The 25,498-nt window shown below is 66.2% G+C and carries 21 protein-coding genes and 1 pseudogene; 5 read left to right on the top strand and 17 right to left on the bottom strand.

Annotation, left to right across the window (positions count from 1 at the left end; translation table 11 throughout):
• The first annotated feature begins 223 nt into the window (after positions 1 to 223).
• Positions 224 to 589, top strand: coding sequence for a YbjQ family protein (locus tag BSE24067_RS00500; protein WP_151062801.1), 366 nt, complete (start codon positions 224 to 226; stop codon positions 587 to 589).
• Between the two features lie 64 nt (positions 590 to 653).
• Here BSE24067_RS00500 and BSE24067_RS00495 read toward each other — a convergent pair whose 3' ends face one another.
• Both BSE24067_RS00495 and BSE24067_RS00490 read right to left on the bottom strand, forming a co-directional pair.
• Positions 654 to 1,025 (bottom strand): DUF1493 family protein, encoded by a 372-nt coding sequence (locus BSE24067_RS00495; protein WP_151062802.1) that lies wholly within the window; start codon positions 1,023 to 1,025, stop codon positions 654 to 656.
• Positions 1,025 to 1,456, bottom strand: coding sequence for an STM2901 family protein (locus BSE24067_RS00490; protein ID WP_151062803.1), 432 nt, complete (start codon positions 1,454 to 1,456; stop codon positions 1,025 to 1,027). Before BSE24067_RS00490 ends, BSE24067_RS00495 begins: the two co-directional genes overlap by 1 nt.
• A gap of 118 nt (positions 1,457 to 1,574) precedes the next feature.
• Between BSE24067_RS00490 and BSE24067_RS00485 the strand changes: the two are divergent.
• Positions 1,575 to 1,787, top strand: a pseudogene (locus BSE24067_RS00485) (YbjQ family protein); the annotation flags it as partial.
• Between the two features lie 48 nt (positions 1,788 to 1,835).
• On the opposite strand, the gene BSE24067_RS00480 reads toward BSE24067_RS00485, so the two are convergent.
• From BSE24067_RS00480 to betC, 4 genes are all read right to left on the bottom strand, one after another.
• Positions 1,836 to 3,086, bottom strand: a complete 1,251-nt coding sequence (locus tag BSE24067_RS00480) for an MFS transporter (protein ID WP_151062804.1) — start codon at positions 3,084 to 3,086, stop codon at positions 1,836 to 1,838.
• A gap of 233 nt (positions 3,087 to 3,319) precedes the next feature.
• Positions 3,320 to 4,459 (bottom strand): porin, encoded by a 1,140-nt coding sequence (locus BSE24067_RS00475; protein WP_040140797.1) that lies wholly within the window; start codon positions 4,457 to 4,459, stop codon positions 3,320 to 3,322.
• A gap of 254 nt (positions 4,460 to 4,713) precedes the next feature.
• Positions 4,714 to 5,685 (bottom strand): choline ABC transporter substrate-binding protein, encoded by a 972-nt coding sequence (choX, locus tag BSE24067_RS00470; RefSeq protein WP_151062805.1) that lies wholly within the window; start codon positions 5,683 to 5,685, stop codon positions 4,714 to 4,716.
• 45 nt (positions 5,686 to 5,730) lie between these two features.
• Positions 5,731 to 7,266: a choline-sulfatase gene (gene betC / locus BSE24067_RS00465; RefSeq protein WP_151062806.1), complete on the bottom strand. Its 1,536-nt coding sequence runs from the start codon at positions 7,264 to 7,266 to the stop codon at positions 5,731 to 5,733.
• 200 nt (positions 7,267 to 7,466) lie between these two features.
• Between betC and BSE24067_RS00460 the strand changes: the two genes are divergently transcribed.
• Positions 7,467 to 8,393, top strand: coding sequence for a choline sulfate utilization transcriptional regulator (locus tag BSE24067_RS00460; protein WP_174904666.1), 927 nt, complete (start codon positions 7,467 to 7,469; stop codon positions 8,391 to 8,393).
• A 226-nt stretch (positions 8,394 to 8,619) separates the two neighbouring features.
• The gene (gene purU, locus BSE24067_RS00455) at positions 8,620 to 9,504 is read left to right on the top strand and encodes a formyltetrahydrofolate deformylase (RefSeq protein ID WP_151062808.1); all 885 of its coding nucleotides are present in this window, start codon (positions 8,620 to 8,622) and stop codon (positions 9,502 to 9,504) included.
• A 142-nt stretch (positions 9,505 to 9,646) separates the two neighbouring features.
• Here purU and BSE24067_RS00450 read toward each other — a convergent pair whose 3' ends face one another.
• The 11 genes from BSE24067_RS00450 to BSE24067_RS00400 all read right to left on the bottom strand — a co-directional run bounded on the left by BSE24067_RS00450 (position 9,647) and on the right by BSE24067_RS00400 (position 23,949).
• A complete protein-coding gene (locus BSE24067_RS00450) occupies positions 9,647 to 11,302 on the bottom strand; it encodes a trimethylamine N-oxide permease (RefSeq protein WP_151062809.1) in 1,656 nt (551 codons plus the stop codon).
• Positions 11,303 to 11,480: 178 nt separating this feature from the next.
• Positions 11,481 to 12,344 (bottom strand): glycine betaine ABC transporter substrate-binding protein, encoded by an 864-nt coding sequence (locus BSE24067_RS00445; protein WP_151062810.1) that lies wholly within the window; start codon positions 12,342 to 12,344, stop codon positions 11,481 to 11,483.
• Positions 12,345 to 12,477: 133 nt separating this feature from the next.
• Positions 12,478 to 13,626: an FAD-binding oxidoreductase gene (locus BSE24067_RS00440; protein WP_151062812.1), complete on the bottom strand. Its 1,149-nt coding sequence runs from the start codon at positions 13,624 to 13,626 to the stop codon at positions 12,478 to 12,480.
• 36 nt (positions 13,627 to 13,662) lie between these two features.
• Positions 13,663 to 14,904 carry an aromatic ring-hydroxylating oxygenase subunit alpha gene (locus BSE24067_RS00435; protein ID WP_151062813.1) on the bottom strand — a complete coding sequence of 414 codons (1,242 nt, stop codon included), beginning with the start codon at positions 14,902 to 14,904 and terminating at the stop codon, positions 13,663 to 13,665.
• Positions 14,905 to 14,956: 52 nt separating this feature from the next.
• The gene (locus BSE24067_RS00430; protein ID WP_151062814.1) at positions 14,957 to 15,742 is read right to left on the bottom strand and encodes an electron transfer flavoprotein subunit beta/FixA family protein; all 786 of its coding nucleotides are present in this window, start codon (positions 15,740 to 15,742) and stop codon (positions 14,957 to 14,959) included.
• Entirely contained in the window at positions 15,739 to 16,908 is a 1,170-nt protein-coding gene (locus tag BSE24067_RS00425; protein WP_151062815.1) for an electron transfer flavoprotein subunit alpha/FixB family protein, read from the bottom strand. The genes BSE24067_RS00430 and BSE24067_RS00425 overlap by 4 nt, the downstream gene beginning before the upstream one ends.
• Positions 16,909 to 16,912: 4 nt before the next feature.
• Positions 16,913 to 18,838 carry a (Fe-S)-binding protein gene (locus tag BSE24067_RS00420; RefSeq protein ID WP_151062816.1) on the bottom strand — a complete coding sequence of 642 codons (1,926 nt, stop codon included), beginning with the start codon at positions 18,836 to 18,838 and terminating at the stop codon, positions 16,913 to 16,915.
• 3 nt (positions 18,839 to 18,841) lie between these two features.
• Positions 18,842 to 20,905, bottom strand: a complete 2,064-nt coding sequence (locus BSE24067_RS00415) for an NADH:flavin oxidoreductase (protein ID WP_151062817.1) — start codon at positions 20,903 to 20,905, stop codon at positions 18,842 to 18,844.
• Between the two features lie 82 nt (positions 20,906 to 20,987).
• Positions 20,988 to 21,521, bottom strand: a complete 534-nt coding sequence (locus BSE24067_RS00410) for a DUF5943 domain-containing protein (RefSeq protein ID WP_151062818.1) — start codon at positions 21,519 to 21,521, stop codon at positions 20,988 to 20,990.
• 138 nt (positions 21,522 to 21,659) lie between these two features.
• Positions 21,660 to 22,631 carry a dipeptidase gene (locus tag BSE24067_RS00405; RefSeq protein WP_151062819.1) on the bottom strand — a complete coding sequence of 324 codons (972 nt, stop codon included), beginning with the start codon at positions 22,629 to 22,631 and terminating at the stop codon, positions 21,660 to 21,662.
• A 43-nt stretch (positions 22,632 to 22,674) separates the two neighbouring features.
• Positions 22,675 to 23,949: a serine hydroxymethyltransferase gene (locus tag BSE24067_RS00400; protein ID WP_069243290.1), complete on the bottom strand. Its 1,275-nt coding sequence runs from the start codon at positions 23,947 to 23,949 to the stop codon at positions 22,675 to 22,677.
• Positions 23,950 to 24,396: 447 nt separating this feature from the next.
• Between BSE24067_RS00400 and BSE24067_RS00395 the strand changes: the two genes are divergently transcribed.
• Positions 24,397 to 25,437 (top strand): GlxA family transcriptional regulator, encoded by a 1,041-nt coding sequence (locus BSE24067_RS00395; protein WP_244130514.1) that lies wholly within the window; start codon positions 24,397 to 24,399, stop codon positions 25,435 to 25,437.
• Positions 25,438 to 25,498 lie beyond the last annotated feature (61 nt).

The raw sequence follows: 25,498 nt of genomic DNA, 5'->3' as shown, positions 1-25,498 counted from the left end.
TGCGACGCGCCCTCGTCTCTCCGACATCGCAACCGTTCGGCCGATCGTGGCAACGACGGCGGCAGCAGCGACGACGGTCAAGCACCGAACGATCTGCGTCGAACATTTTTTTTCGCAGGAACGCACGCACGAACGCATACCGTTGCTAACGCCTTCCGCCTTTCGCCTTTCGCCTTCCGGATAGAATCGCTGTTCGATCACTCCCGCATCACGGTGCGCCGCCATGACCGAATTCTCCCGCTCCCCCGATACGTTGACGCCCGAGCGCGTCACCACCGCGTTCGACCTGCCCGACCACACGATCGTCCGCTCGCTCGGCGTCGCGCAGGGCATCGTCGTGCGCTCGCGCTCGATCGTCGGCTCGTTCGGCGCGTCGCTGCAGACGCTGTTCGGCGGCAACATCACGCTCTATACGTCGCTGTGCGAAAAGGCGCGCCAGCACGCGTTCGACAAGATGCTCGACGATGCGCGCAAGCTCGGCGCGAACGCGGTCGTCGCGATGCGCTACGACTCGACGGAGATCGGCACCGGCGTCACGGAAGTGATCTGCTACGGGACGGCCGTGCATGTGGCGCCGGTTTCAGGCTAAATCCCGGAAGCGCCCGCCGGCATACCGAGCCGCACCGGGCGGCTCGCTGTGGCCTTTGAAGGATTCAGTGCAGATTGCTCGTCACGGCCTCGATTTCTGCCGTATCCCACCGCCCGCGTCGCATTGCTTCAGCCAGCATTCCGAGCGTCAGCGCGACGAGCTGCGGGTCACGATATTTCTTCGAGAAGATCCCCATGACCGATCTGACGACATCCCAACTATCAGGCCCAAAGTATCGGCTGTAAGGAAAGTCTTGAGCGGCGACATTGAATTTCTCCGCCCATTTGTCGATAAACTCGACAGCATCGACGCCCGTCAGACGAAGGTCTTCTTCGAGCCTGCTGTCCGGCGTCAGTTTCAGCGCGCCGCCAAAAATCGGCCGGCCGAGTTCCTCTCGCGCAAAAGCTTCGAGTCGATTCCAGATTTCGTCCGCCATCACAGCACTCGATCTTCAGGTTTCACGATTCGGTTGTACGACGCGACGGAGTTTCGCACGATAAAGAAAACGTCGGTCGAAAGCATGACAACCCCGACAATGGGAATCGCCCGACCGACGAATGCCCCGAGACTCCGGGTCATCGCAATGCGGAGCCCCCCGACGCCTGCCTTCGTAATCGTTGGCAATCGGATTTTGACATTGAAGGGCAACAAAGTACGAGCCGCCATCGATACAACCGAGGTGCCGGCCACCGCGCCGCGGAGCTTCCCGGCGACCGGCACATCGTTCTGGCCGAGCAATATTGCTGCCGCACTGGCGAGGTCGGCAAACCCCAGCTGTTTTTGGGCTTCGTCCAGTGCTACATATACGAACAGATCGGCGGGTGTAAGGCCGTGATGGATACCGTAGGTGTATCGGTTATTTCTCATCGTCTTCCTATTTTCGCGCGGGGCGACGCTGCTCTCTCAGCGTGAAATGCCCCGATTGTGTTGCTTAGACGACGAATCCTAACCGCTACTTGCTTTCCCGCATCTTGATATTTCAACAGGGGCAGCGACGCTATCGGGCGACAGTATCGCGCCGTACGCGTCGCTGTGCGAGAACGCGCGCCAGCACGCGTTCGACAAGATGCTCGACGATGCGCGCAAGCTCGGCGCGAACGCGGTCGTCGCGATGCGCTACGACTCGACGGAGATCGGCACCGGCGTCACGGAAGTGATCTGCTACGGCACCGCGGTGCGCGTGACGCCGGCCGCGTAAGCGCGCCGGCACACCGTTGCGCACGAAACGATCGGCGCACAGCCGGCTTCAATGATCGCGTTCGAGCGACTTCATGTTCGTGAGCTGCGGAAAGAGCCGCATCCACGCCAGCGCGACCGCGATGGTCGCCACGCCGCCGACGACGATCGCCGTCGGCGCGCCCCACCATGAGGCCGTCACGCCCGATTCGAATTCGCCGAGCTGATTCGACGTGCCGATGAACAGCGAATTGACCGCGCTCACGCGGCCGAGCATGTCGTCCGGCGTGCGTAGCTGCACGAGCGACAGCCGCACGACGACGCTGACCACGTCCGACGCGCCGAGCGCCGCCAATGCGATCAGCGACAGCGCGAAATGCCGCGACATTCCGAACACGATCGTCGCGATACCGAACGCGATCACGCCGCCGAACATCGCGCGGCCCGGCCGCCCCTTCAGCGGAAAACGCGTGAGCCACAGCGTGCCCGCGAGCGCACCGACCGCGGGCGCCGCGCGCAGCGCGCCGAGGCCCCATGGCCCGACCTGCAGGATGTCGCGCGCATAGATCGGCAGCAGCGCGGTCGCGCCGCCGAACAGCACCGCGAACAAGTCGAGCGACAGCGCGCCGAGGATCGCCGGCTCGCGCCGGATGAACGCGATGCCGGAAAACACCGAACGCAGCGTGACCGGTTCGCGCGCGGGCGGCGCGCTGCGCAGCGGAATCGTGCCGCTCAGCAGCGCCGCGATCGCGAACGCGACGACGCTCGTGCCGAACGCGACGGGCGCACCGATGCCGTACAGCACGCCGCCGAATGCAGGCCCGAGAATCTGCGCGGCCTGATTCGCGGACGTCGACAGCGCGGTCGCGCGCGGCAGGTCGCCGCGCGGCACGACGGCCGGCAGCAGCGACGACACCGACGGCGATTCGAACGCACGCGCGGTGCCGACGATCGCCGCCAGCGCATACACGCCCGGCGCCGTGAGGCCGCCTTTCACCGCGCCGAACAGGAACACGCCGGCGGCCAGCGCCTCGACGCTCTGGCAGATCGTCGCGATCCGGCGACGGTCGTAACGGTCGGCCACTTGCCCGACGACGAGCGTCAGCGCGAACATCGGCACGAACTGCGCGAGCCCGACGAGCCCGAGCGCGAATGCGCTGTGCGTGAGCGCATACACGTACCAGCCGATCGCGACCGACAGGATCTGGAATGCGAGCGACGACATCACGCGCGTGCCCCAGAAGCGCTGGAACGGTGCGTGACGGAACAGGTTCGCGGGTAACGGCGGCGGTGACGCGGATTCGGGTAACGGGGCGGTCATCGGAGAGACGTCTTCGGACGGAGGCTGGCGATCGTGAGGCTGCCGATCGGCGGGGCGCGATGCGGCCAAAGCGCGATGATAGCGTCAACCGCCGGAACGCTGCCGGATGTCCGCTCCCGCGCGACGACACGCTGCTCGCCGCGCCGCATCGTACCGCAAAAAAAAAGCGCGAACCATGGTTCGCGCCAAAGAGAGACCTCGCTGAAGACGTCGAAAGATGTAATCCGCCTCGCTCAGAAAGAATGCCGCATCCCGATCCGCACGTCGGCCTGCGTCTGCGTCGTCGATGGCGTGAAGCTGTAGCCGATCACCGCATCGACGCCCTGCGACGCGCGCAGGTAATCGCCGGAGATATATACGTCGGTGCGCTTCGACAGCAAATAGTGCAGGCCGGCCGTGCCCTGGTTCCAGTGGTGGCCTTCGAAGCGCGTGTGCTGGTAGCCCGCGATGAAGCTCAGCGCCGGCGTGAACTGATACAGGCCGCCGCCTTCGTACACCTGCATGTGCGACGACTGGCCGAAGCCCTTGATCGTCGTGTACGAATAGTTGGCGTCGAGCGTCAGCTTGCCGATCGTGTAGCTCGTGCCGATGCCGAACGTGCCTTGGCTGTCGACGTCCATCGCGGTGTTCGAGAACAGGTCGGTGCGCGCGCCGGTCGCCGGATCGACGGTCACGGTCTGCTGCCCGAGGAACGTATGCGTGCCGATCATCGCGTACGGATCGAACGCATAGATGCCGTTCGGGTTGTTCAGGCGCGTGTACGCGGCGCCGATCGAGAAGTCGCCCTTCGTGAAGCTCGCGCCCGCGCTCCATGCGCTGTTGCGGTGGAAGTTGCCGGCGACGTTGCCGAACGAGTACATCGCGCCGAACTTGAACCCGTTCAGGTCGTTCGACAGGAATTTCACCGAATTCGGCAGGCGGTCGCCGTTGAAGCGGTCGAAGTCGCCCTGGTGGATCGCGTAGCCGCTGCCCCATGCCGAGATGTTGTAGATCGACACGAGTTCGTTCGTGATGTCCAGCTGATTACCGAACGACAGCGTGCCCCAATCGTTCTGAAGACCGACATAAGCCTGACGCCCGAATTCCGCGCCGCCGAAGCCGAGCTGCCCGTTGCCGAGGTGGAAACCGCTTTCGAGCGTGAATACCGCCTTCAGGCCGCCGCCGAGGTCTTCCGTGCCCTTCAGGCCGAAGCGGTTGCCGTACGCGATGCCGTCGTCGAACTTGACCACGTGCGAGCCGCCCGTGTTGTTCACGTACGTGATGCCCGCGTCGATGATCCCGTACAGCGTCACGCTGCTCTGCGCATGACCGATGGCGGGAATACAGGCCGCGCATGCGAGCGCGGCGGCTACGGCAACTTTCTTTTGCTTCATTGTCGACTACCCCCTGAACCGTTCGATGGAAGGAACCGCCGCTCGACGCGTGCCGCAATACGCCGGCTGATTCGAATTCGGTACGTCCGCTGGCTTCGGTATTTCGTTTTCCGCAATAACGCAGCCATTGGCGAAAAATACAAACCCATATTTCGCGTCACCCGTCTGAAGGCGACACCAAATGGTCTTGATGCGACTGGTGGGGAAAACACGGAGACGGGCGGCGCGGCAAAAACCGGCCGCCCGGACGGGCATCAACGCGCGTCGAGCGCCGCACGAACGGCCGGCAGCGCCGGCGTGCCGGACGCCGTGGTCACGCCGTCGAGCCAGCCTGCGACGAGCGCCGGGTCGGCCTTCAGCACGCGCTGCGCCGCGACCGCGGGCGACGTCTTGTTCTCGAGCATGTCGGCGATCATCCTGTTCTCGACGTCGACGGAGAACGTCATCTGCCGGAACAGGCGCGCGAGGTTCGCGCACTGGCCGGCAAAGCCCGCGCGCGTGACCGTGTTGACCGTCGCGCCGCCGTAGTTCGGGCCGAAATACGCGTCGCCGCCCGACAGGTACGTCAAGTGGAACTTGGTGTTCATCAGGTGCGGCTCCCACGCGAGAAACACGATCCAGCGCTTGTCGCGCACCGCGCGCTCGACCTGCGTGAGCATGCCCGTCTCGCTCGATTCGACGAGCGACCAGTTCGCCGGGCCGAGCGCGTGGTCGGACAGCATCCGCTTGATGTTCTGGTTCGCCGGCGCACCCGGCTCGATCCCGTAGATCTTGTCGCCGAAGCGATCCGCATGGCGCGCGAGATCGGCGAACGTGTGCACGCCCGCCGCCGCGACGTAGTCGGGCACCGCCAGCGTGAACTTCGCGCCGCTCAGGTTCGCGTGCAGCACGTCGATCGTCTTCTCGTCGACGAACGGCTTCACGAGCGGCGCCTGCGCAGGCATCCAGTTGCCGAGGAACACGTCGACCTGCCCTTTCTTCAAGCCCTGGTACGTGATCGGCACCGACAGGTTCGCGACGTCCTGCCGATAGCCGAGCGCCTTCAGCACGACGCCCGCCATCGCGTTCGTCGCGTCGATGTCGGTCCAGCCGGGCGCCGCCATCTTCACGTCGCGACACGTCTGCGGATCGGCCGCGTGCGCGGCCTGCTGCATCGCCAATGCGCATGCGGCCGCGGCCAGCGCCGTGCCGAGCCTGCGGTTTGCTGCGTGGGTGAGCCGTTTCATGGTGTGCTTCCTCCGTCGTTCGTCAATGTCCGGGATGCGGATCGTTCAGCGCCCGACGCGCGGAAAGCGCGCCATCGCTTCGAGCGTGTCGAGTTCGATGTGATTGCGCATGTAGCGCTGGCTCGCATCGGCAAACGGCTGCCAGTCCCACGCCTGGATGCGGCCCTGCGTGGTCGCCGCGTAATGGAAGCGGCGGCGCCGCTGGCTCGCGCGCACCTGTGCGTCGAGCGCCGGCAGGTTCCAGCGTCGCGCGGCTTCCGCGCGGAATGCGGCCAGCACGTCGGCGGCTTCAGGCAGGCCGGCGAGGTTCGTGCGCTCGCGCGGATCGTCGCCGAGGTTGTAGAGCTGATCGGGGTCGGCCGGGCAATGCACGTACTTCCAGTCGCCGCGGCGGATCATCACGATCGGTGCGATCGCGCCTTCCGCGAGATATTCGCCGAGCGCGACGTCGTGCGCGGGCGTGCCCTGCAGATGCGGAACGAGACTCGCGCCGTCCACAGGGTCCGGCCAGCCGCCGGCCGGCGCCACGCCGGCCAGGTCGACGAGCGTCGGCAGCAGGTCGACGTGCGACACGGGCCCGCGCACGCGTGCGGCGCCGAAGCGGCCGGGCGCGTGCACGATCAGCGGCACGCGGCAGCCGCCTTCGAAGAACGTCATCTTGTACCAGAGGCCGCGCTCGCCGAGCATGTCGCCGTGGTCGGACGTGACGATCACGATCGTGTCGTCGGCGAACCCGCATTGCTCCAGCGCGGCCAGCACGCTGCCGAACTGCGCATCGACGTACGACGTCGCGCCGTAGTATGCGCGGCGCGCGGCGCGGATCTGCGCGTCCGTCGGCGGCGTGCGGTCGTTTTCGCAGACGAAGCGCAGCCGCTGCGAATGCGGATCGCTTTGCGCGGCATCGAGCCGCACGGCCGGCATGTCGATTTCTTCGTCGTCGTACAGATCCCAGTACTCGCGCGTGATCGCATACGGATCGTGCGGATGCGTGAGCGACACGACCATGCAGAACGGCCTTTCGTCGTGGCCGGCCGCGCGCTCGCGCGCGACGTCGTACAGCTTCTGCTTCGCCGCGAACGTCACCTCGTCGTCGAAGTCGAGCTGGTTCGTGCGTACGCACGGGCCGGCCTCGAGCACCGAACTCATGTTGTGATACCAGCTCGGCCGCTCGGCCGGACGATCCCAGTCGGGCACCCAGCCGAAGTCGGCCGGATAGATGTCGGTCGTGAGCCGCTCCTCGAAGCCGTGCAGTTGATCGGGCCCGCAGAAGTGCATCTTGCCGGACAGCATCGTCCGGTAGCCGCCGGCACGCAGGTAGTGCGCGAAAGTCAGCGTTTGCGCGGGCAATTCGGCGGCGTTATCGTAGGCGCCGATACCCGACGGCAGCTTGCCGGTCAGCAGCGAGAAGCGCGACGGCGCGCACAGCGGGCTCGCGCAGTACGCGGCGTCGAACACCACGCCTTGCTTGGCGAGGCGGTCGAGCGTCGGCGTGCGCGCGACGCGGTTGCCGTATGCCGGCAGCGCGAACGGCGTCAGCTGGTCGGCCATCAGGATCAGGATGTTGGGAGTCTTGTTCGTCATCGCGGTCGTGGGGAAATCGGTGTTCGAACGGAGCGGCGCGGCGCTTCGGCGGCGACGCGGCCGGCATGACGGACGCAGCGTGCAGAAAGTGCGGCGCGCACGTTTCGCGACTGGCAGAATCGCGGAAAGGCGGCCGCAACGCCGTGCCGTCCGAAGCACTATCGCCCGCCCGAATTCGCGCGGGAAGGCGTCCGGCCCTTATGAGGCCATTAGAGGGACTTATGTCGAAGCCCGAACCGTTACCGTCGATGCAGGCACTGCGCGCGTTCGAATCGGCCGCGCGTCTGCAGAGCTTCACCGCCGCCGCACGCGAGCTCGGCTCCACGCAGCCGGCAGTGAGCCAGCAGGTGTTCCAGCTCGAGGCGGAACTCGGCGTGCCGCTGTTCGAGCGCAGCCCGCGCGGCGTCACGCTGACGACGGACGGCCAATGCTTGTACGAAGCCGTGCGGGTAAGTCTCGATACGTTGCGCGGCGCCACCGCGACGCTGCGCGCGCGCCGCGAGCACGGCGCGCTGACGATCGTCACGGATTTCGGTTTCGCGACCTACTGGCTGATGCCGCGCCTCGCGGGCCTGAAGCGCGTGATGCCGGACGTCGACGTGCGGGTCGTCACGTCGCAGGATTACGACGCGCAGCGCGACCACGCGGACATCGCGATCCTGTTCGGCGACGGTCACTGGCCGTCGTGCACGGCGGCACGCCTCTTTCCCGAGTCGGTTACGCCGGTGTGCTCGCCGGCGTTCCGCGACGCGCATCCGCACGTCGCGCGGCCCGACCATCTGCACGCGCTGCCGCTGCTGCACGTGCAGCCGACCCGGCCCGAGCGCTGGCTGTCGTGGGCGGCCTGGTTCGACGCGCACGGCCTCGACACGCTGGCCGCCGCGCGCGGCGTGACGTTCAACAGCTATGCGCTGGTGATCCATGCGGCGCTGCTCGGCGAGGGCGTCGCGCTCGGCTGGTCGCCGCTCGTCGACGAGCTCGTCGCGTCCGGGCAGCTCGTGAAGCTCGTCGACGCGCCGGTCGTCACGTCGCGCGGCTACTTCCTCGTGCGGCCGCCGCAGCGGCCCGAGCCGGATGCGACGCACGTGTTCCGGCGCTGGCTGCTCGACGCGTGCGCGTCGGCGTGACGGGGCGCTCGGCTGCACGCTCGAACCACGCTGAACGCCTGCGTCGGCACGGCCGGACCGGCGGCCCGGCGCGCGGCGCTGGCGCGCCGATACCAGCCACACGGCGGGTTGGTTCTATCCGAGCCCAAATCGTCCTGATTTACTTGAGTCTCCCGCGGCCCGCGTCGCGCGGCGCCGTTGTGCGCCGCCGCACGGCTTTCGCGCTCCATGACATCCGAGGAATTTCATGACCGCCGACTCACGCCCCGATCAATTCGTCCTGACGCTGTCGTGCCCGAGCGCGGCCGGCCAGGTCGCCGCCGTCGTCGGCTTTCTCGAGCGCCATCGCTGCTACGTCGATGCGCTGAACGTGTTCGACGACGATCTCAGCAACCACTTCTTCGTACGCTGCGTGTTTCATCCGACGGATGAAACGCTTCAGATCGACGCGCTGCGCCAGGAGTTCGGGCCGATCGCGGCCGCGCTCGCGGGCGGCCCAGGCGACACGCAATGGGCGATCCATGACGTGAATGCGCGTCCGAAGGTGCTGATCATGGTGTCGAAGCTCGAGCATTGCCTCGCGGACCTGCTGTTCCGCTGGCGGATGGGCGAGCTGAAGATGGACATCGTCGGCATCGTGTCGAACCATCCGGACTTCGAACCGCTCGCCGCGCAGCACGGGCTGCCGTTCCGCCACTTTCCGATCACGGCCGACACGAAGGCACAGCAGGAAGCGCAATGGCTCGACTTCTTCGAGTCGAGCGGCGCCGAACTCGTGATCCTCGCGCGCTACATGCAGGTGCTGTCGCAGGAAACCAGCGCGAAGCTCGCGAACCGCGCGATCAACATCCACCACTCGTTCCTGCCCGGCTTCAAGGGCGCGAAGCCGTATCACCAGGCGCACGCGCGCGGCGTGAAGCTGATCGGTGCGACCGCGCACTTCGTGACCGACGATCTCGACGAAGGCCCGATCATCGAACAGGTGGTCGAACGCGTCGATCATGCGCTGCGGCCGGAGCAACTGCTTGCGGTCGGACGCGACGTCGAATGCATCACGCTCGCGCGCGCGGTGAAGGCATTCATCGAGCGCCGCGTGTTCCTGAACGGCGACCGGACGGTGGTGTTTCCGTAAGCGCCCGCATTCGGCGAGCCGCCAACAAAAAAACCGACCGGCAACCAGCCGGTCGGTTTTTTTCGTGCAGTCGTTCGTCGCTTCGCGCGACGGCCGCCGGTGCGGTGCCGGCTTCGCCGCGCGAAGCGCCGCCCGCTTGCGTCTATTTCACCCACGCGAAGTAGTACGACAGCCAGATCGTGAGCGCCGCGCCGACCAGCGCCGCGTACGGCATCAGGCTCAGCCACATCGCGCGCTTCGGCACTTCGAGTTCCATGTCGCGCTGCATCTGCGCGGGGAACCGGCCGCGATCCTGCCAGTAGTGGCGATACAGGAACACCGGCACGATCAGCAGCATCGCGATCAGCCCGTTGCGCAGCGTGCCTTCGCCCTGCAGGTTCGCGCCCGCGCCGACATAGACGAGGTTCGCGTAGCCGCAGATCGAACCGGCGACGAGCAGCCACGTCGGGCAGCGGAACGGCCGATCCCAGTTGCCGCGGTCCATCCGGTGGATCCAGCCGGACTGCAGGTTCAGGAATACGAACAACATGTAGCAGACGTTCGAGATCGACAGCACCGTCATGTAGTCCGACATCATCAGCAACACGAGGTTGAAGCCGAGATCGGTCCACATCGCCCGCGTCGGCGAGCCGTGCTCGTTCACGTGCGACAGGTACTTCGGCAGCCAGCCGTCGACCGATGCCTGATACAGCGTGCGCGACGAGCCCATCATCGACGTCATCACGATCAGCAGGATCGACAGCATCAGCATCACGACGACCGCATTCGCGACCCACGCGCCGCCGCCGACGATCTTCGCCATCGCGGCCGCGACGCCGGTGCCGTCGCCGATCGCCGGATCGAGCATCGCCTGCGTGCCGAGCGCGCCCTGGAATGCCATCGGCACCAGCGTCATCACGACGAGACACAGCGCGCCCGACCAGAAGATCGCCTTCGCGGTGTCGCGCCGCGGATCGCGGAACTCGCGCGTGTAGCAGACGGCCGTCTCGAAGCCGTACGACGCCCAGCCGGCCATGAACATCGCGCCGAGCGCCATCGTGACGCCCTGCCCGTTCCACGAGCCGAACGTCGCGGCGGTGAGGTTGCCTTGTGCGTCGTGACCGAGCGGCAGTAGCGGGAGCAGGTTCGACATCGGCACGTCGCCGGTGACGAACGGCACGATGCCGACGATCAGGAGCGGAGTCAGCGACGCAATGCCGAGAATGCGCTGTGTGCGCGCCGCCTTCGATGCGCCGCTGTGCTGAAGCTTGAACGTGATGAGAAGCAGAATCGTCGCGATGATGAACGTCGCATTGATTCGCAGAGACAGACCAGGCTTGATGAACCCGAGATCCGCCACCTTGAGCTGCCACTGCAGCACCGCCGCGTTGGCGGGAAAGAGACTCGTGAGCGCGTAGCTCGCCGCGAGGCCGCAACCGAGCGCGAGCATCGGCGACCACGCGAGCCAGTTGCACCACACGGAAACCGGGGCAATCAGCTTGCTGTAACGGACCCAGCCGATCGCGCCATACACCGACGCGCCACCCGATTTATGGGGAAATAGCCCCGATATTTCCGCATAAGTCGCGCTTTGAATCAGCCCCATCGTGATCGCGGCGATCCAGATCGCCCACGCGGGCTGACCGATCGTCGCGCATACGCCGCCGATCGTGAACAGCACGCCTGCCGGCACGCCGCTCGTCACCCAAAAAGCGTCTTTCCAGGTCAGGCCACGATGCAGCGTATGGCCCGTCGAATCATGTGAGATGGTTGCCTCAACATCACTGGTGCGATTCGCACGCAGTCCTGCCTGACTCATCCAAGTCCTCCTGAGATGACTCCGCACAAGGGCCGTAGTGTAACAACTTACGGGCTTTTTTGCAGAATCGGTAAAAGAAAACCGGGATATGGCCGCATGAATTCACGATTGTTTCGGATTCCTGCGTGCCATTCCCGGCATATTGTTGTGATGATTGTCGCGACGAATCGCCGCGGTGTTACTGCGCGCCTTCAGTCCACGAATTCACGCGGTCCGCATGCGCGGCGATCCATGCATCCGCGGCCGCTTCCGGCTTCGAGCCGTTCTGGATCGCGAGCATCACGCTGTCGATTTCACCCGGCTTCCACTGGAATTTCTTCAGGAACGTGACGACCGGCTTCGCCTTCGTTTCGAGCTGCGGATTCACGACGCTGTCGACGTGCTCCGCGCCGCCGAACACCTTCTTCGGATCCTCGAGGAAGCGCAGCTTCCACTTCGCGAACATCCAGTGCGGCGCCCAGCCGGTCACGATCACCGGCTTGTTCGCGCCGACCGAGCGCGACAGCTCGGCCGTCATCGCGCTGCCCGAACTCGGCATCAGCGTGTAGCTGAGCCCGTAGTTCTTGATCGCTTCGTCGGTCTTGCGCATCACGCCCGCACCGGCGTCGATGCCGACGATGCGGCCGCCGAAGCTGCTCTTCTCGGCGTTCAGATCCTCGATGCTCTTTGCCTTCACGTAATCGGGGACGATCAGGCCGATCTTCGCGTCGGGAAAGTTCGCGCCGACGTCGACGACCTTGCTCTTGTATTCGCTCCAGTAGGAGCCGTGCGTGACGGGCAACCACGCCGACAGCGTCGCGTCGAGATCGCCGCGCGCCACGCCCTGCCACATGATCCCGGCCGCCACCGGCACGAGCTGGACCTGGTATCCGAGCTTCTTCTCGATCACGCGGGCAGCGACGTTCGACGTCGCGACGCTGTCGTCCCAGCCTTCGACGTAGCCGATCTTCAGCGTCGGCTTCGTATCGGCAAGCGCCGACGCACTCAGTGCCACCATCGCCGACAGCGCACCACCCCACAACAGTTTTCCGAACAGCTTCATGGTCGATCTCCTTGATATGCGCTTACCGCGCGTTGCCTCTCTAGGTTCTTCAACCACAAATCCACGGTATCGTTCTTTTCCGACAGATGCTTGTCCGAACGCGACGCGTCCGGACAGCCGGTGGCGTAGTGGACTACTTGTCGATCACGAGATCCGACAGCGGCTTGCTGCAGCACAGCAGCACCATCCCCTGGTCGATCTCGCGCTGGCGGATGCCGCCGTTGTGCTTCATCTCGACCTGCCCCGACACGAGCTTCACCTTGCAGGTGCCGCACATGCCCTGCGTGCACGATGCGGGCAGCCGCACGCCCGACTGGCGCGCCGCGTCGAGCACGTGCTGCCCGGAGGCGCACGAAATTTCGCGGTTGCTCTTCGCGAAGCTGACCGTGTACTGCTTCGTCGCGACGTCGCCGCCGTCGGCCGCAGGCACGAGTTCGGCGAGCACGTCGTCGCTCGCCGTCTGCGCGAGCGTTTCGAACGAGAAGCTCTCCTCGTGATACTGCTTGCGGTCGAACCCGGCTTCGTCGAGCAGGTCGCGCACGGCCTTCATGTACGGCGCGGGGCCGCACGTGAAGATCTCGCGCTCCATGAAGTCCGGTGCGATCAGCTTCAGCAGCGGCAGCGTCAGGAAGCCCGTCACGCCCGGCCAGTTCGTGCGCGCGCCGACGCGCTCGACGACGAACGACGTGCGGAAGTTCGTGTGATTCGACGCGATCAGATCGAGCTCGCGCGCGAAGATGATGTCGTCCGGCGTGCGTGCGCTATGCACGAACACGATGTCGCGATCCTCGGCGAGATCGTGGTGCGCGCGGCTCATCGACATCAGCGGCGTGACGCCCGAGCCGGCCGACAGGAACAGGTACTTGCGCGCCGGATGCCGTGCGCACGTGAATTCGCCGGCCGGGCCGAGCACGCGAATCGACGCGCCCGGCTGCAGGTTGTCGTGCAGCCAGTTCGACACCTTGCCGCCCGGCACGCGCTTCACCGTGATCGAGATCGTGTGCGGCCGCGCCGGCGACGACGAGATCGTGTAGCACCGGTTGATCGTCTCGCCTTCGATGTCGAGCTCGAGCGTGATGAACTGCCCCGGCTCGAACGAGAACGCACGGCCTTGCGGCGAACGGAAGAAGAAACTCTTCACGTCGTGGGTTTCCTGCCGAACGTGGCAGCACACCAGCGTTTCCTCGACGTCGCTCGTCCAGCGCTCCGGAAGCGCGTTCCAGAACGCCGGGTGGGTGACCCGGCTGTCCGCCGGCTCGAAATTGGCCGCATCTCGCATCATGTGTAGCTCCGCTTCAGTGCTGGGTAGTGCCGGGTACTACGCGCCGGTTTGTGCGGCGAGCCGGCCGATGTACCAGGCCGAGAATTTTTCGACGAGACCTTCCGTGTACGGCGAATACGGGCCGGGCTCGTACGCGCTGCTGGTCGCGCCGCGCTGCGAGAATTCGACGAGCGCGCGATCCTGGTCGTTGGTCGCGTTCCACACGGCCGTCAGGTTCTTCACGTCGTAGTCGATGCCTTCCTTCGCGTCCTTGTGCACGAGCCACTTGGTACGAACGAGCGTCTTGCCGGCCGACAGCGGAATCACCGAGAACGTCACGATGTGGTCGCTCATGAAGTGGTGCCACGAGTTCGGCTGCGTCCAGAACGACAGGCCGCCGAGGTCGGCCTGCTCGAACTTGCCGAGCAGCTTCTTCGATGCGACCTTCGCGTCGAGCGTCTGCGATTCGCCGTGACGGTCGAGCGGCAGGCGCTGCGTGCGGAAACCCGTCACGTCGAGCAGCTTCTCGATTTCGGCGGACGGCAGGCCCATCTCGGCCCACTCCTTGCCGCGGCGCACGCACGTTTCGGCGAACGCGTCCATGCCTTCGGCGTTCGCGTCGGAGCGCTGGTAGCCGAAACCGTATTCATACAGCGAGATCGTCAGCTCCGGATGGTTCGCGACGCAGTGATAGCATTCGCGGTTGTTCTCCATCGTGAGCTTCCAGTTGCCTTCCTCGATGATGTCGATCTGTGCGGCGATCTTCGTGTTCGGCAGATCGTGCGGCAGCAGATACGGCTCCATCTCGGCGCGCAGCTGCGCGAAGTCGGCCGGCGGTTCCTCCGCGAGGCACACGAAGATCAGGCCCGCGAGATTCTGCACGTGCACCGATTTCAGGCTGTGCTTGCAGCGGTCGAACTTCTCGCCCATGTGCTCGGCGAACATCAGCTGGCCCGTCAGGTTGTAGGTCCAGCTGTGGTACGGGCACACGATGTTGCCGACCGAGCCCTTGTCCTCATTGCACAGGCGCGCGCCGCGGTGACGGCACACGTTGTGGAACGCGCGGATTTCCATGTCGTCGTCGCGCACGATCAGGATCGAGTCGCTGCCCAGTTCGACGGTCACGTAGTCGCCCGGCTCCGGAATGTCCGGTTCGATCGCGACCTGGATCCAGTGCTGGCGGAAAATCGCCTCCATGTCGAGGGCGAAGATCTCCTCGCTCGTGTAGAACGGCGCCTCGAGGCTGTAGCCTTCCTTGCGGCGTTCGATCAGTGCACGAATGTCTGCCGATACTTTCATCGTTTGCTCCGGATTCCTTGCATCCCAGTGTGGTTGCCGACAGGCATCAAAATCAGTAGTCGATGAGCTGATGCTCGCGCAAATACGCGAGGATCACTTGTGCTTTTTCGACTGAACTCCCTTCATTTACGACGTTGCCGCCGCGGCTTTCGGTCGTTGTCGCGGACAACATCCGCGCATGCCCGGAGCGCTTCTCGGCGGCGACCAGCTTTACGGGTTTACGCTCGATCGGCCCGACCTTCCACGCGGCCGCATCGGCATCCGCGCCGGTCGACGCGAGCGCCGGGCGGATCGCGCCGGCCCGCAGCCGCGCATACGCGTAGCGCGGCGCCACGTTCGCGAGCGGATGGACCGCGACGACGGCCGGCAGCGCCGTGTCGACGCGCCGCCGCAGCCCTTTCGGCAAGAATTGCCGGACCGCCGCGCGGCCGCCGCCAACCGTCACGTCGACGGCCGAGCCGACGAGCGGATAGCCGAGCGCCGCGGCGACGCGATACGGGAGCATGCCGGTGTCGTACGCGCCCTCGGCGCGCGTGCCGGTCAGCACGAGGTCGTAGCCATCGACGCGGGCGGCGATCGCGTGCACGGCATCGTCGCCGTCGCGGCAGGCCAGCACCTCGACCTGGCGCGCGCCGAGCGCAAGGTATTCGGCGAGCGCCTCATTCGCGGGGTCGCCCGCGTGAATCACGTCGAGCTGCGCGCGATGCTGCTCCGCGAGCTGGCGGCCGACTTCGAGCGCGGCCGCGTCGTTGCGGCTGTAGCGCGCCGTGCCGCTGACCGGGTGCCGGCCCACGGACACGAGCACCGCGATGCGTTGCAACTGGCGGGGGGCGTTCATGCTGCGACTCCTTCGGTTTCACGGCTGCCGACCGCAGCCGGCGTTTGACCGCGCGCCGCGCGCGCGGCCTGCACCTGTTCGATCAGCGCGGCGATCGTCGCCTGCGCGTCGCCCACCACCGTCAGGTTCGCGCGCTTCGCGATCGGCGCGCTGCCGTCGAGGTTCACCGCGATCACGTGGCGGCAGTCCTTGATCCCCTGCAGGTGCTGCACCGCGCCCGAGATGCCGAACGCGATGTACACGCTCGCCTCGACCGTCTTGCCGGTGGCGCCCACCTGCTTGTCGCGCGTGAAGTGACCGTTGTCGACCGCGACGCGGCTCGCGCCGATCGCCGCGCCGAACACGCCCGCGAGCCGCTCGAACGCGCCGATGTCCGACACGCCGTTGCCGGCCGACACGATGAAGTCGGCTTCCTCCAGCGCGACCTGCGCCGCGTCGATTTCCTCGAGGCCGAGGTCGCGGTACGGTTGCGCCGCACCGCCGGCCGGGCGGATGAAGTCGGCGGCGACGCGTTCGCCCGCGCCGACGAACGGCAGCTTCGCCTCGACCGCGTTCTGCGCGAGCAGGATCACGTCGGGCAAGCCGCGCGTCGCGAACGCGCGACCGGCATGCGCATACGCGCCGACATGCTTCGCGTCGATCTCGACCACGTGCGTCGCGACGCTGGCACCGGCCGCCGCCGCATAACGCCGGCCGAGATCGCCGTCGCCGGTCGCGTTGTCGGGCACGAACACGTGCTTCGGCGCGAGCGCCGCGGCGCACGCCTGCAACGCTTGCAATTCGCTTTCGGGCGCGAACGCGCGGCGGTCGAAGCCGGCGAGCTCGAGCAGCTTGTCGACGCCGAGTTCAGCCGCGTCGTCCTTCAGTTCGCCGAAGACCAGCAGCGCGACTTCCGTCTGCGCGTCGGCCAGCACCGCGGCGGCGGCGATCGCCTGCCGCGCATGATCGTCGAGCGCGCCGCGCTCGGCATGCGCGACCACCAGCATCACGTGCTTCGGGTCCTGCACTGCGCGGCGCGGCTTCGCGGCCGCGGCGCCGTGACCGTGCGCGGACCACTGCGCGGCGCTCGCGTCGGCGCTGCCTTCCTCGCCGAGCGTGATGCGCTTCAGGCCGGCGGCCGTGATGATGAACGGCCGGCGCGGATCGATTCGTTTGATCGTGTTCATCGATTCACTCCAGCGAGGCAGCAACGAGTTCGGCCACGTCGAGCACGTCCGGGCGCGGGCCCACGACACCTTCGAGCATCGCCGTACAGTTCGGGCATCCGACCGCCACCACGTCGGCGCCGATCGCGCGCGCGTCGGCGATGCGGATGTCCGGAATACGCTGCTTGCCCGGGATGTCCGTCAGCGGCGCACCGCCGCCACCGCCACAGCAGCGCCCGCGCATGCCGTTGCGCTCCATCTCGACGACCTGGATGCCGATCGTCTTCAGCAGCTTGCGCGGCGATTCCGTCTCGCCGTTGTAGCGGCCGAGGTAGCACGGGTCGTGATACGTGGTGCGCTTCTCGCGCAGCGCGTCGACGGCCTTCGGCGCGATCTTGCCGCTGTCGGCGAGCTCCGCCATGTACGTCGTGTGATGCTTGACCGTCACGCGCAGCCCGAGCGCGCGGTATTCGTTGCGCAGGCTGTGCATCACGTGCGGGTCGGCCGTCACGATCTGCTTGTACGACAGCGAGCCGAGCGTGCCGATCAGGCGCTTCGCCATCTGCTGGAACGTCGCTTCGTCGCCGAGACGGCGCGCGACGTCGCCGGTGTCGGTCTCGGTGCCGCCGAGCACCGCGTAATCGACGCCCGCCTTGTTCAGCACCTTCACGAACGCGCGCAGCGTACGCTGATAACGCATGTCGAACGCGCCTTCGCCCGCGACGATCAGCACGTCGACCGGCTTGCCGGGTTGTGCGACCGGCGCGTTCAGGTCGACCGACCAGTCGTAACGTGCGGCCGTGTCGTAGCCGCCCATCGTGCCGGTTTCGCGCAGGTTCGCGAGCACTTCCTGGCCCTTGCCCGGCACCGTGCCGTGCACGAGCGTGCGGTTGCGGCGCATGTCGACGATCGCATCGACGTGTTCGATCAGCATCGGGCACTCCTGCACGCATGCGCGGCAGGTGGTGCACGACCACAGCGTCTGTTCTTCGATCAGGCCGGACACGATCGGGCCGTTCGGCTCGCCGCGATGCTGGCCGACCGCGAGGCCCGGCGTCGGGCTGCCCGCGTACGCGGCATCGGTGCCGCCCGCCATCCCGACGACGAGATCCTGGATCAGCTTCTTCGGGTTCAGCGGCTGGCCCGACGCGAACGCGGGGCACGCGGCTTCGCACTTGCCGCACTGCACGCACGCGTCGAAGCTCAGCAGCTGGTTCCAGCGGAATTCGACGGGCTTCGCGACGCCGTATTCCTCACGCTCGATGTCCGGCAGCTTCAGCGCGGTCGGCGGCGTGGCCGTGCCGTTGCCCGTGAACGAGTCGCGGGTTGCCGCGAAACGTTCCTGGCGCGGGTGGAACGCGAGATGCAGCAAGCCGGCGATCGCATGCTTCATCGGGCCGCCCTTCGCGGCGCCGACCGTCATCGTGAATGCGCCGACGCCGATCAACAGCGCGCAGAGCACCGCGAACGCGCCTGACATCGCGCCGGCCGGCACGACCATGAACAGCACGAGGCCGAGCGCGAACGAGCCGAGCAGCCACGGCAGCGCATTCCACGGGCCGCGCGACAGGCGGGCCGGCACGTTCTTCGCCGCGCGGCGGCGCCAGACGAACACCACGCCGACCAACATCGCGAGCGCCGCGAGGAAGATCAGCTTGTCGAGCCACGGCGAGTAGATCGCGAGGCCGTAGTTGACGAACACCAGTGCGAGCGCGGCGATCGCGCCGCCGGCGGTCGCGACGTGGGTCTTCGCGATGTACGGATCGCGCGCCACCACATGGTGCAGATCGACGAAGTAGCGCTTCGGGATCGCGAACAGGTTCGCGACGCCGAACGAGCCGGGCGCCGTCGCGCGCCCGAGACGCCAGTAGGACGAGCGCTTCGCGACCGCGAACGCGAGCCCCGCCACCGACAGCCACAGCAGTGCGGTAATGAGGAAAGCCGGATTCATTTTTTAGAAATCCTTGACGAGACGCAGCGAGTCGTAGATCGCACCGTGGACGTTGTGCATCGAGATGCAGTCGCCGACACGGAACAGCAGGAAGCGGCCGTTGCCCAGTTCTTCCGACAGGCACGGCTGCGGCTCGGCCGCGAACAGCGTGTGCGGATCGATCTGGCCGCGGTTCACCGACTCCGGCTTGAGCTTCCAGTACAGCTCGTCGTTCGGCGACGAACCGTTCTCGATCACGACCTGGTCGACCGCGCGCTCTTCCAGTTCTTCCGTGTATTCGTTGCGCAGCACGGCGATCTTCTTGCCGTCTTCCTCGTACACGCGGTCGAGCATCGTGTTCGGCGTCTGGATCACGCCGAGCGCATACAGGCGGCGATAGAAGATCGGGAACGTCGTGCCGCCGCAATCGTCGGCCACCTTCACGTCGGGCGTCACCACCTCGACCTTCGAGCCGCGGCTCGCCATGAAATCGGCGACGCCGGCGCCCGCATGCGTGCTCACGCCGTCGAACAGCAGCACGTTCTGCTTCGGCTCCACCTTGCCGGTCAGGATGTCCCACGAGCTGACGGCCAGCCCTTCGGCGACGCCCCATGCCGGCACCTGCCACGTGAAACTCGAACCGCCGGTGGCGAGCACGACGATGTCCGGCTTCTCGGCCATGATCATCTTCTCGTCGGCGGCGACGCCGAGGCGCCGATCGACGCCGATGCGCTTCGTTTCCATGTCGAACCAGCGGATGATGCCCGACATCTGTTCGCGCTGCGGCGCCTTCGCGGCGATCATCACCTGGCCGCCCACTTCGGCGTTCTTCTCGAACAGCACGACGTCGTGGCCGCGCAGCTTCGCGACGCGCGCCGCCTCGAGGCCGGCGGGGCCGGCGCCGACCACGACGATCTTGCGCTTCGGGCCGCGCGACTTCTCGATGATGTGCGGCATCGTCGCTTCGCGCGACGTCGCGGCGTTCTGGATGCACAGCACGTCGAGGCCGTTGTACTGGCGGTCGATGCAGTAGTTCGCGCCGACGCACTGCTTGATTTCGTCCTCGCGGCCGTCGCGGATCTTGATCACCATGTGCGGATCGGCGATTTGCGCGCGCGTCATGCCGACGAGGTCGATCATCCCGTTCGCGAGCAGGCGCTCGGCCTGGCCCGCATCGCGGATGCTCTGCGCGTGCATGACCGGAATCTTCACGACCGACTTGATGCCGGCCGCGAGATGCACGAACGGCTCCGGCGGCAGCGCCATCGGCGGCATGCAGTTCGCGATCGTGTTGTGCGTGTCGCCGCCCGAGCCGACCACGCTCAGATAGTCGATCAGGCCCGTCTCGGACATCGCCTGCGCGATTTCCTTCAGCGCTTCGTGATCGAGGCCGTCCTCGTGGAACTCGTCGCCGCACATGCGCAGGCCGACGCAGAAGTCCTTGCCGACCGCTTCGCGCACGGCCGTCAGCACTTCGATGCCGAAGCGCAGACGGTTCTCCAGGCTGCCGCCCCATTCGTCGGTGCGATGGTTCGAGCGCTTGCTCCAGAACTGGTCGATCAGGTGCTGGTGCGCGGCCGAGATTTCGATGCCGTCCATGCCGGCCGCCTTCACCCGCTTCGCGGCAGCCGCGAAGTCGCCGATGATGCGGCGGATTTCCTCGATCTCGATGATCTTCGCGTTGCCGCGGTGCACCGGCTCGCGCACGCCCGACGGCGACATCAGATGCGGCCAGTGCTCGCCGTGGAACGACGAGCGGCGGCCCATGTGCGTCGCCTGGATCATGATCTTCGCGCCGTGCTTGTGCATCGTGTCGGCCAGACGCGTGAGCGGGTCGATGATCTTGTCGTTCGACAGGTTCACCGACTTCCACCAGCCTTGCGGGCTGTCGATCGACACGGGGCTCGAGCCGCCGCAGATCGCGAGGCCGACGCCACCTTTCGCCTTCTCTTCGTAATAGCGGATGTAGCGGTCGCCCGGCAGGCCGCCCGGCTCGGCATACACCTCCGCGTGCGCGGTGCTGACGATCCGGTTGCGCAGCGTCAGCTGGTTCAGCTGCATGGGTTTGAACAGGTGGGGATAACGCATCGCAGGCGACCTCTGGCGTTCGAATGTCTCGTGTTGCGGGTGTTGTTGTGTTGCCGTGTTGCTGTGTCGTGACGTCAGCGCATCAGTGCGCGATCGGCGACACTTCGAAGACGCAGTGGTCGTGGTGCTCGGCCGCACACTGCACTTCCTTCGACTGCGCGCGCGGCGCGCCCTTGCCTTCCGGCGTCGTGTCGTTGACCCAGTCCATCGCGCCGGCGAACCAGCCCGCGAACATGTAGCAGAGCTTGCCTTCCTTGCCCGGCTGCTGGAGCACGAACGACGAATGGCGCAGCTCGATCTTCGCGCGTGCGCCGGCCGGATCGGCCTCGATGATCGAGAACAGGCCCCAGCCGCGTTGCGACAGGCGCTTCAGGTAATGCTCGAACACGGCCATGCCGGTGATGCCATGCAGCTTCGCTTCCTTGTCGCACCAGTGGTACGCGGACTTGTAGCCGGCCTTGTACAGGATCTCGGCATACGCTTCGACGCCGAGCGCTTCCTCGACGGCGACGTGGTTGTTCGTGAAGAAGTGGCGCGGCACGTACAGCATCGGCAGCGCGTCGGTGGTCCAGACGCCGGTATCGGGATCGACGTTGATCGGCAGTTGCGGTTGCATCGTGGTGACTCCGTGAGGAAAAATTGCCGCGCGGCTCGGGCGCTGGCGCGACATCGTCCGCGTGCCCGCGCGCCAGGCGCCGGCACGTCCCGATTGTTCTAGTGTTGAATTTCTGCTGGCGTTCGGGCCGGCGGGCGCTTACGCGCCCCACACATCCTTGAACACGCGCACCCAGTTCTCGCCCATGATCTTGCGGATGCGCGACTCCTTCCAGCCGTGGCGTTCCATCGCCGCGGTCAGGTTCGGGAATTCGCCGATCGTGCGGATGCCGTCCGGGTTGATCACCTTGCCGAAGTTCGTCAACTGGCGATAGCGGCCCTTGTCGTGCGTCAGCATGTCGAAGAACTCTTTCGCGTAGTCCTGCGTGAAGTCCGTGCCGATGCCGACCGCGTCTTCGCCGATCAGGTTCACGACGTAGTCGATCGCTTCGATGTAGTCGTCGATGTTCGCTTCGATCCCGCGCTTCAGGAACGGCGCGAACATCGTCACGCCGACGAAGCCGCCGGCGTCGGCGATTTCCTTCAGCTGCGCGTCGCTCTTGTTGCGCGGATGTTCCTTCAGGCCCGACGGCAGGCAGTGCGAGTAGCACACCGGCTTCTTCGAGAACGCGATCGCTTCCGACGACGTGTTGCCGCCCACGTGCGACAGGTCGACCATGATGCCGACGCGGTTCATCTCGGTGATCACTTCGCGGCCGAAGTCCGACAGCCCGCCGTCGCGCTCGTAGCAACCGGTGCCGACGAGGTTCTGCGTGTTGTAGCAGAGCTGCACCACGCGCACGCCCATGTCCGCGAACGCCTCGATGTAGCCGATGTTGTCTTCGAACGCGTGCGCGTTCTGGAAGCCGAGGATGATCCCCGTCTTGCCTTCCTTCTTCGCGCGGAAGATGTCGTCGGTCGTGCGCACCAGCGTCAGCAACTCGCTGTTGTCGCGGATCTTCTTCTTCATCACGCCGATGTTGTCGACGGTCTTGGTGAAGTTCTCCCACACCGACACCGTGCAGTTCGCGGCCGTGATGCCGCCACGGCGCATGTCCTCGAACACCGGCTTCTCGAACTTCGAGATGTTCAATCCGTCGATGATGATGCTGTCCTGATGCAGCGTGCTCATATCTGCCTCTCGCTCCAGTCTCTGCTGTGTGTGGGGTCGTCGATCAGTAAATCGGGAAGCGCTCGCAGAGCGCGAAAATCTCGCGGCGCACGCGCTGTTCGGTCGCGCGGTCGCCTTCCGGGTTTGCGCGCAGCGCGTCGAACACTTCGAGAATCAGTCGGCCGATCTCGCGGAACTCCGCGACGCCGAAGCCGCGCGTGGTGCCGGCCGGCGTGCCGAGGCGGATGCCGGACGTGACGGTCGGCTTCTCGGTGTCGAACGGAATGCCGTTCTTGTTGCAGGTGATGCCCGCGCGTTCCAGCGCCTGCTCGACCGGCGCGCCCTTCAGGCCCTTCGGGCGCAGGTCGACCAGCAGCAGATGGTTGTCGGTGCCGCCGGTGACGAGATCCACGCCGCCCGCCTTCAGCACTTCGCCGAGCGCCTGCGCGTTCGCGAGCACGTTGTCGATGTAGGTCTTGAAGTCGGCGTGCAACACTTCGCCGAACGCGACGGCCTTGCCGGCGATCACGTGCATCAGCGGGCCGCCCTGCAGGCCGGGGAACACGGCCGAGTTGATCTTCTTCGCGATCTCCTCGTCGTTGGTCAGCACGAAGCCGCCGCGCGGGCCGCGCAGCGTCTTGTGCGTGGTCGACGTGACGACGTGCGCGTGCTCGACCGGATTCGCATGGCGGCCGGCGGCGATCACGCCCGCGATGTGCGCCATGTCGACCATCAGCTTCGCGCCGACGCTGTCGGCGATCGCGCGGAAGCGCGCGAAGTCCAGCGCGCGCGGGTACGCCGAGAAGCCGGCGATGATCAGGCTCGGCTTGTGCTGGTGCGCGAGTTCCTCGACCTGGTCGTAGTCGATGCGCATCGTGTCGCGGTTCACGCCGTACTGGACCGCGTTGAACCACTTGCCCGACAGCGCCGGCTTCGCGCCGTGCGTCAGGTGGCCGCCTGCGTCCAGCGACATGCCGAGCACCGTGTCGCCCGGCTTCGCCAGCGCGAGCATCACCGAGCCGTTCGCCTGCGCGCCCGAGTGCGGCTGCACGTTCGCATAGCCGGCGTTGAAGATCTGCTTCACGCGCTCGATCGCCAGCGCCTCGACCTCGTCCGCGAATTCGCAGCCGCCGTAGTAACGCTTGCCGGGATAGCCTTCCGCATATTTATTGGTCAGCACCGAGCCCTGCGCCTCGAGCACCGCGCGCGACACGATGTTTTCCGACGCGATCAGCTCGACCTGCGACTGCTGGCGCTCGAGCTCCTTCAGGATGGCGCTGCGCACCGGCGCGTCGCGCTCGGCGAGGGGCTGCGAGAAGAAAGGCTGGGTGTTCGACATAGTGCGTCCGTGACAAAGAATAAAGGGCGTGAAACCGAAGCTCGAGGCCCGCCGTACCTGGGTTTCCAGCGCATCCAGTGCAAGGCTGCCGACGGCTCTATTCTTGTCGTTCGGATTTTCGGCGGATTGATGAATTTAGACGCGTTCTTTGCCTTTTCCGCCATGCGCGTCCGTTTTGTACAAGTAACCGGTCGTGCTTTTTCGGATGACCAAGAAAGCAGCATGCCGCGGTTCACCCATGGACAGGCACTTCGCCGGTGCCTGTGCTGCGCGTCCGGGGTGCAGCGCGGCCCGCTTACGGTGCAGTGCAACATCGCCCGCACGCCCATACAACGTATGGAGCTAGGGTTTAGCCGTATGGCACGCTTGTTGCGCTCGCTCACACAATACGGCAGCCCGATCCGTGCCTCGGGCCAAAAGCTATTAGAGATTCAAGGAACGCTCCCCATGTCCCCCGACCGCACAGCGTCGCTGTCCCACTTCGCGTTCATGCCTTTACCGAACTTCACGATGATCGCGTTCACGAATGCGATCGAGGTGCTTCGGATGGCGAACTACCTGAGCGGACAGCCGCTCTACCGCTGGTCGGTAATCAGCCCGGACGGCGGCCCGGTCACGGCGAGCAATGGACTCACGGTCGACACGGGGCCGGCCGAGTGCGCCGGCCAGCCGGATATCGTGTTCGTGTGCGGCGGCGTCGATGTGCAGCGCGCGACGACGCCCGCCCATCTGTCGGCGCTGCGCCGCTTCGCGCGCGCGGGCATTCCGCTCGGCAGCCTGTGCACGGGCACCTACGCACTCGCGAAGTCGGGGCTGCTCGCGGGCTACGCGTGCGCGATCCACTGGGAGAACATGTCGGCGCTGAAGGAAGAGTTTCCGGACACGCGCTTCCTGAAGGAGCTGTTCGTGATCGATCGCGACCGCATCACGTGCACGGGCGGCGTCGCGCCGCTCGACATGATGCTGAACCTGATCGCCGCGCGCGTGGGCACCGCGCGCGTCACGCAGATCGCCGAGCAGTTCATCGTCGAGCACGTGCGCGACACCAGCGCGCAACAGCGGATGCCGCTCGTCGCACGGCTCGGCTCGGCGAACAAGTCGCTGTTCGAAGTGATTTCGCTGATGGAGAACAACATCGAGGAACCGCTGTCGCGCGAGGAACTCGCGCGGCTCGCGAACATGTCGCAGCGCCAGCTGCAGCGTCTGTTCCGCGAGCACCTCGGGATGACGCCGACGCACTACTACCTGACGCTGCGGCTACGGCGCGCGCGCGAACTGCTGCTGCAGACCGACATGTCGATCATGCACATCACGATGGCGTGCGGCTTCCAGTCGGCGTGCCACTTCAGCAAGAGCTATCGCGACGCGTTCGGCGTTGCGCCGACGCGCGAGCGCCGCAAGCAGGTTGCGCCGCTTGCGCAGGGTGCGGGGGCTGGCGTGTTATTGCCGTCGACATTGCATGCCGGGCCGGTTCACGCCCCAGCTTGAAGGAAAACGTCGAATCTGCTCGACAAGCTTTTCGCCGACGGGTTCGGCATCGGAGCACCGT

The sequence above is a fragment of the Burkholderia latens genome (assembly GCF_902499045.1).
Taxonomy (GTDB): Bacteria; Pseudomonadota; Gammaproteobacteria; order Burkholderiales; family Burkholderiaceae; genus Burkholderia; species Burkholderia latens.
Note: the sequence above shows the minus strand (reverse complement) of the source record. Positions and strands in the feature narration are given on the sequence as shown.

Bases quoted from the DNA above. Each gene is read 5' to 3' on its own strand.
- BSE24067_RS00500 (WP_151062801.1), top strand. From the start codon at position 224: ATGACCGAATTCTCCCGCTCCCCCGATACGTTGACGCCCGAGCGCGTC.
- BSE24067_RS00495 (WP_151062802.1), bottom strand. From the start codon at position 1,025: ATGGCGGACGAAATCTGGAATCGACTCGAAGCTTTTGCGCGAGAGGAA.
- BSE24067_RS00490 (WP_151062803.1), bottom strand. From the start codon at position 1,456: ATGAGAAATAACCGATACACCTACGGTATCCATCACGGCCTTACACCC.
- BSE24067_RS00480 (WP_151062804.1), bottom strand. From the start codon at position 3,086: ATGACCGCCCCGTTACCCGAATCCGCGTCACCGCCGCCGTTACCCGCG.
- BSE24067_RS00475 (WP_040140797.1), bottom strand. From the start codon at position 4,459: ATGAAGCAAAAGAAAGTTGCCGTAGCCGCCGCGCTCGCATGCGCGGCC.
- choX (WP_151062805.1), bottom strand. From the start codon at position 5,685: ATGAAACGGCTCACCCACGCAGCAAACCGCAGGCTCGGCACGGCGCTG.
- betC (WP_151062806.1), bottom strand. From the start codon at position 7,266: ATGACGAACAAGACTCCCAACATCCTGATCCTGATGGCCGACCAGCTG.
- BSE24067_RS00460 (WP_174904666.1), top strand. From the start codon at position 7,467: ATGAGGCCATTAGAGGGACTTATGTCGAAGCCCGAACCGTTACCGTCG.
- purU (WP_151062808.1), top strand. From the start codon at position 8,620: ATGACCGCCGACTCACGCCCCGATCAATTCGTCCTGACGCTGTCGTGC.
- BSE24067_RS00450 (WP_151062809.1), bottom strand. From the start codon at position 11,302: ATGAGTCAGGCAGGACTGCGTGCGAATCGCACCAGTGATGTTGAGGCA.
- BSE24067_RS00445 (WP_151062810.1), bottom strand. From the start codon at position 12,344: ATGAAGCTGTTCGGAAAACTGTTGTGGGGTGGTGCGCTGTCGGCGATG.
- BSE24067_RS00440 (WP_151062812.1), bottom strand. From the start codon at position 13,626: ATGATGCGAGATGCGGCCAATTTCGAGCCGGCGGACAGCCGGGTCACC.
- BSE24067_RS00435 (WP_151062813.1), bottom strand. From the start codon at position 14,904: ATGAAAGTATCGGCAGACATTCGTGCACTGATCGAACGCCGCAAGGAA.
- BSE24067_RS00430 (WP_151062814.1), bottom strand. From the start codon at position 15,742: ATGAACGCCCCCCGCCAGTTGCAACGCATCGCGGTGCTCGTGTCCGTG.
- BSE24067_RS00425 (WP_151062815.1), bottom strand. From the start codon at position 16,908: ATGAACACGATCAAACGAATCGATCCGCGCCGGCCGTTCATCATCACG.
- BSE24067_RS00420 (WP_151062816.1), bottom strand. From the start codon at position 18,838: ATGAATCCGGCTTTCCTCATTACCGCACTGCTGTGGCTGTCGGTGGCG.
- BSE24067_RS00415 (WP_151062817.1), bottom strand. From the start codon at position 20,905: ATGCGTTATCCCCACCTGTTCAAACCCATGCAGCTGAACCAGCTGACG.
- BSE24067_RS00410 (WP_151062818.1), bottom strand. From the start codon at position 21,521: ATGCAACCGCAACTGCCGATCAACGTCGATCCCGATACCGGCGTCTGG.
- BSE24067_RS00405 (WP_151062819.1), bottom strand. From the start codon at position 22,631: ATGAGCACGCTGCATCAGGACAGCATCATCATCGACGGATTGAACATC.
- BSE24067_RS00400 (WP_069243290.1), bottom strand. From the start codon at position 23,949: ATGTCGAACACCCAGCCTTTCTTCTCGCAGCCCCTCGCCGAGCGCGAC.
- BSE24067_RS00395 (WP_244130514.1), top strand. From the start codon at position 24,397: ATGTCCCCCGACCGCACAGCGTCGCTGTCCCACTTCGCGTTCATGCCT.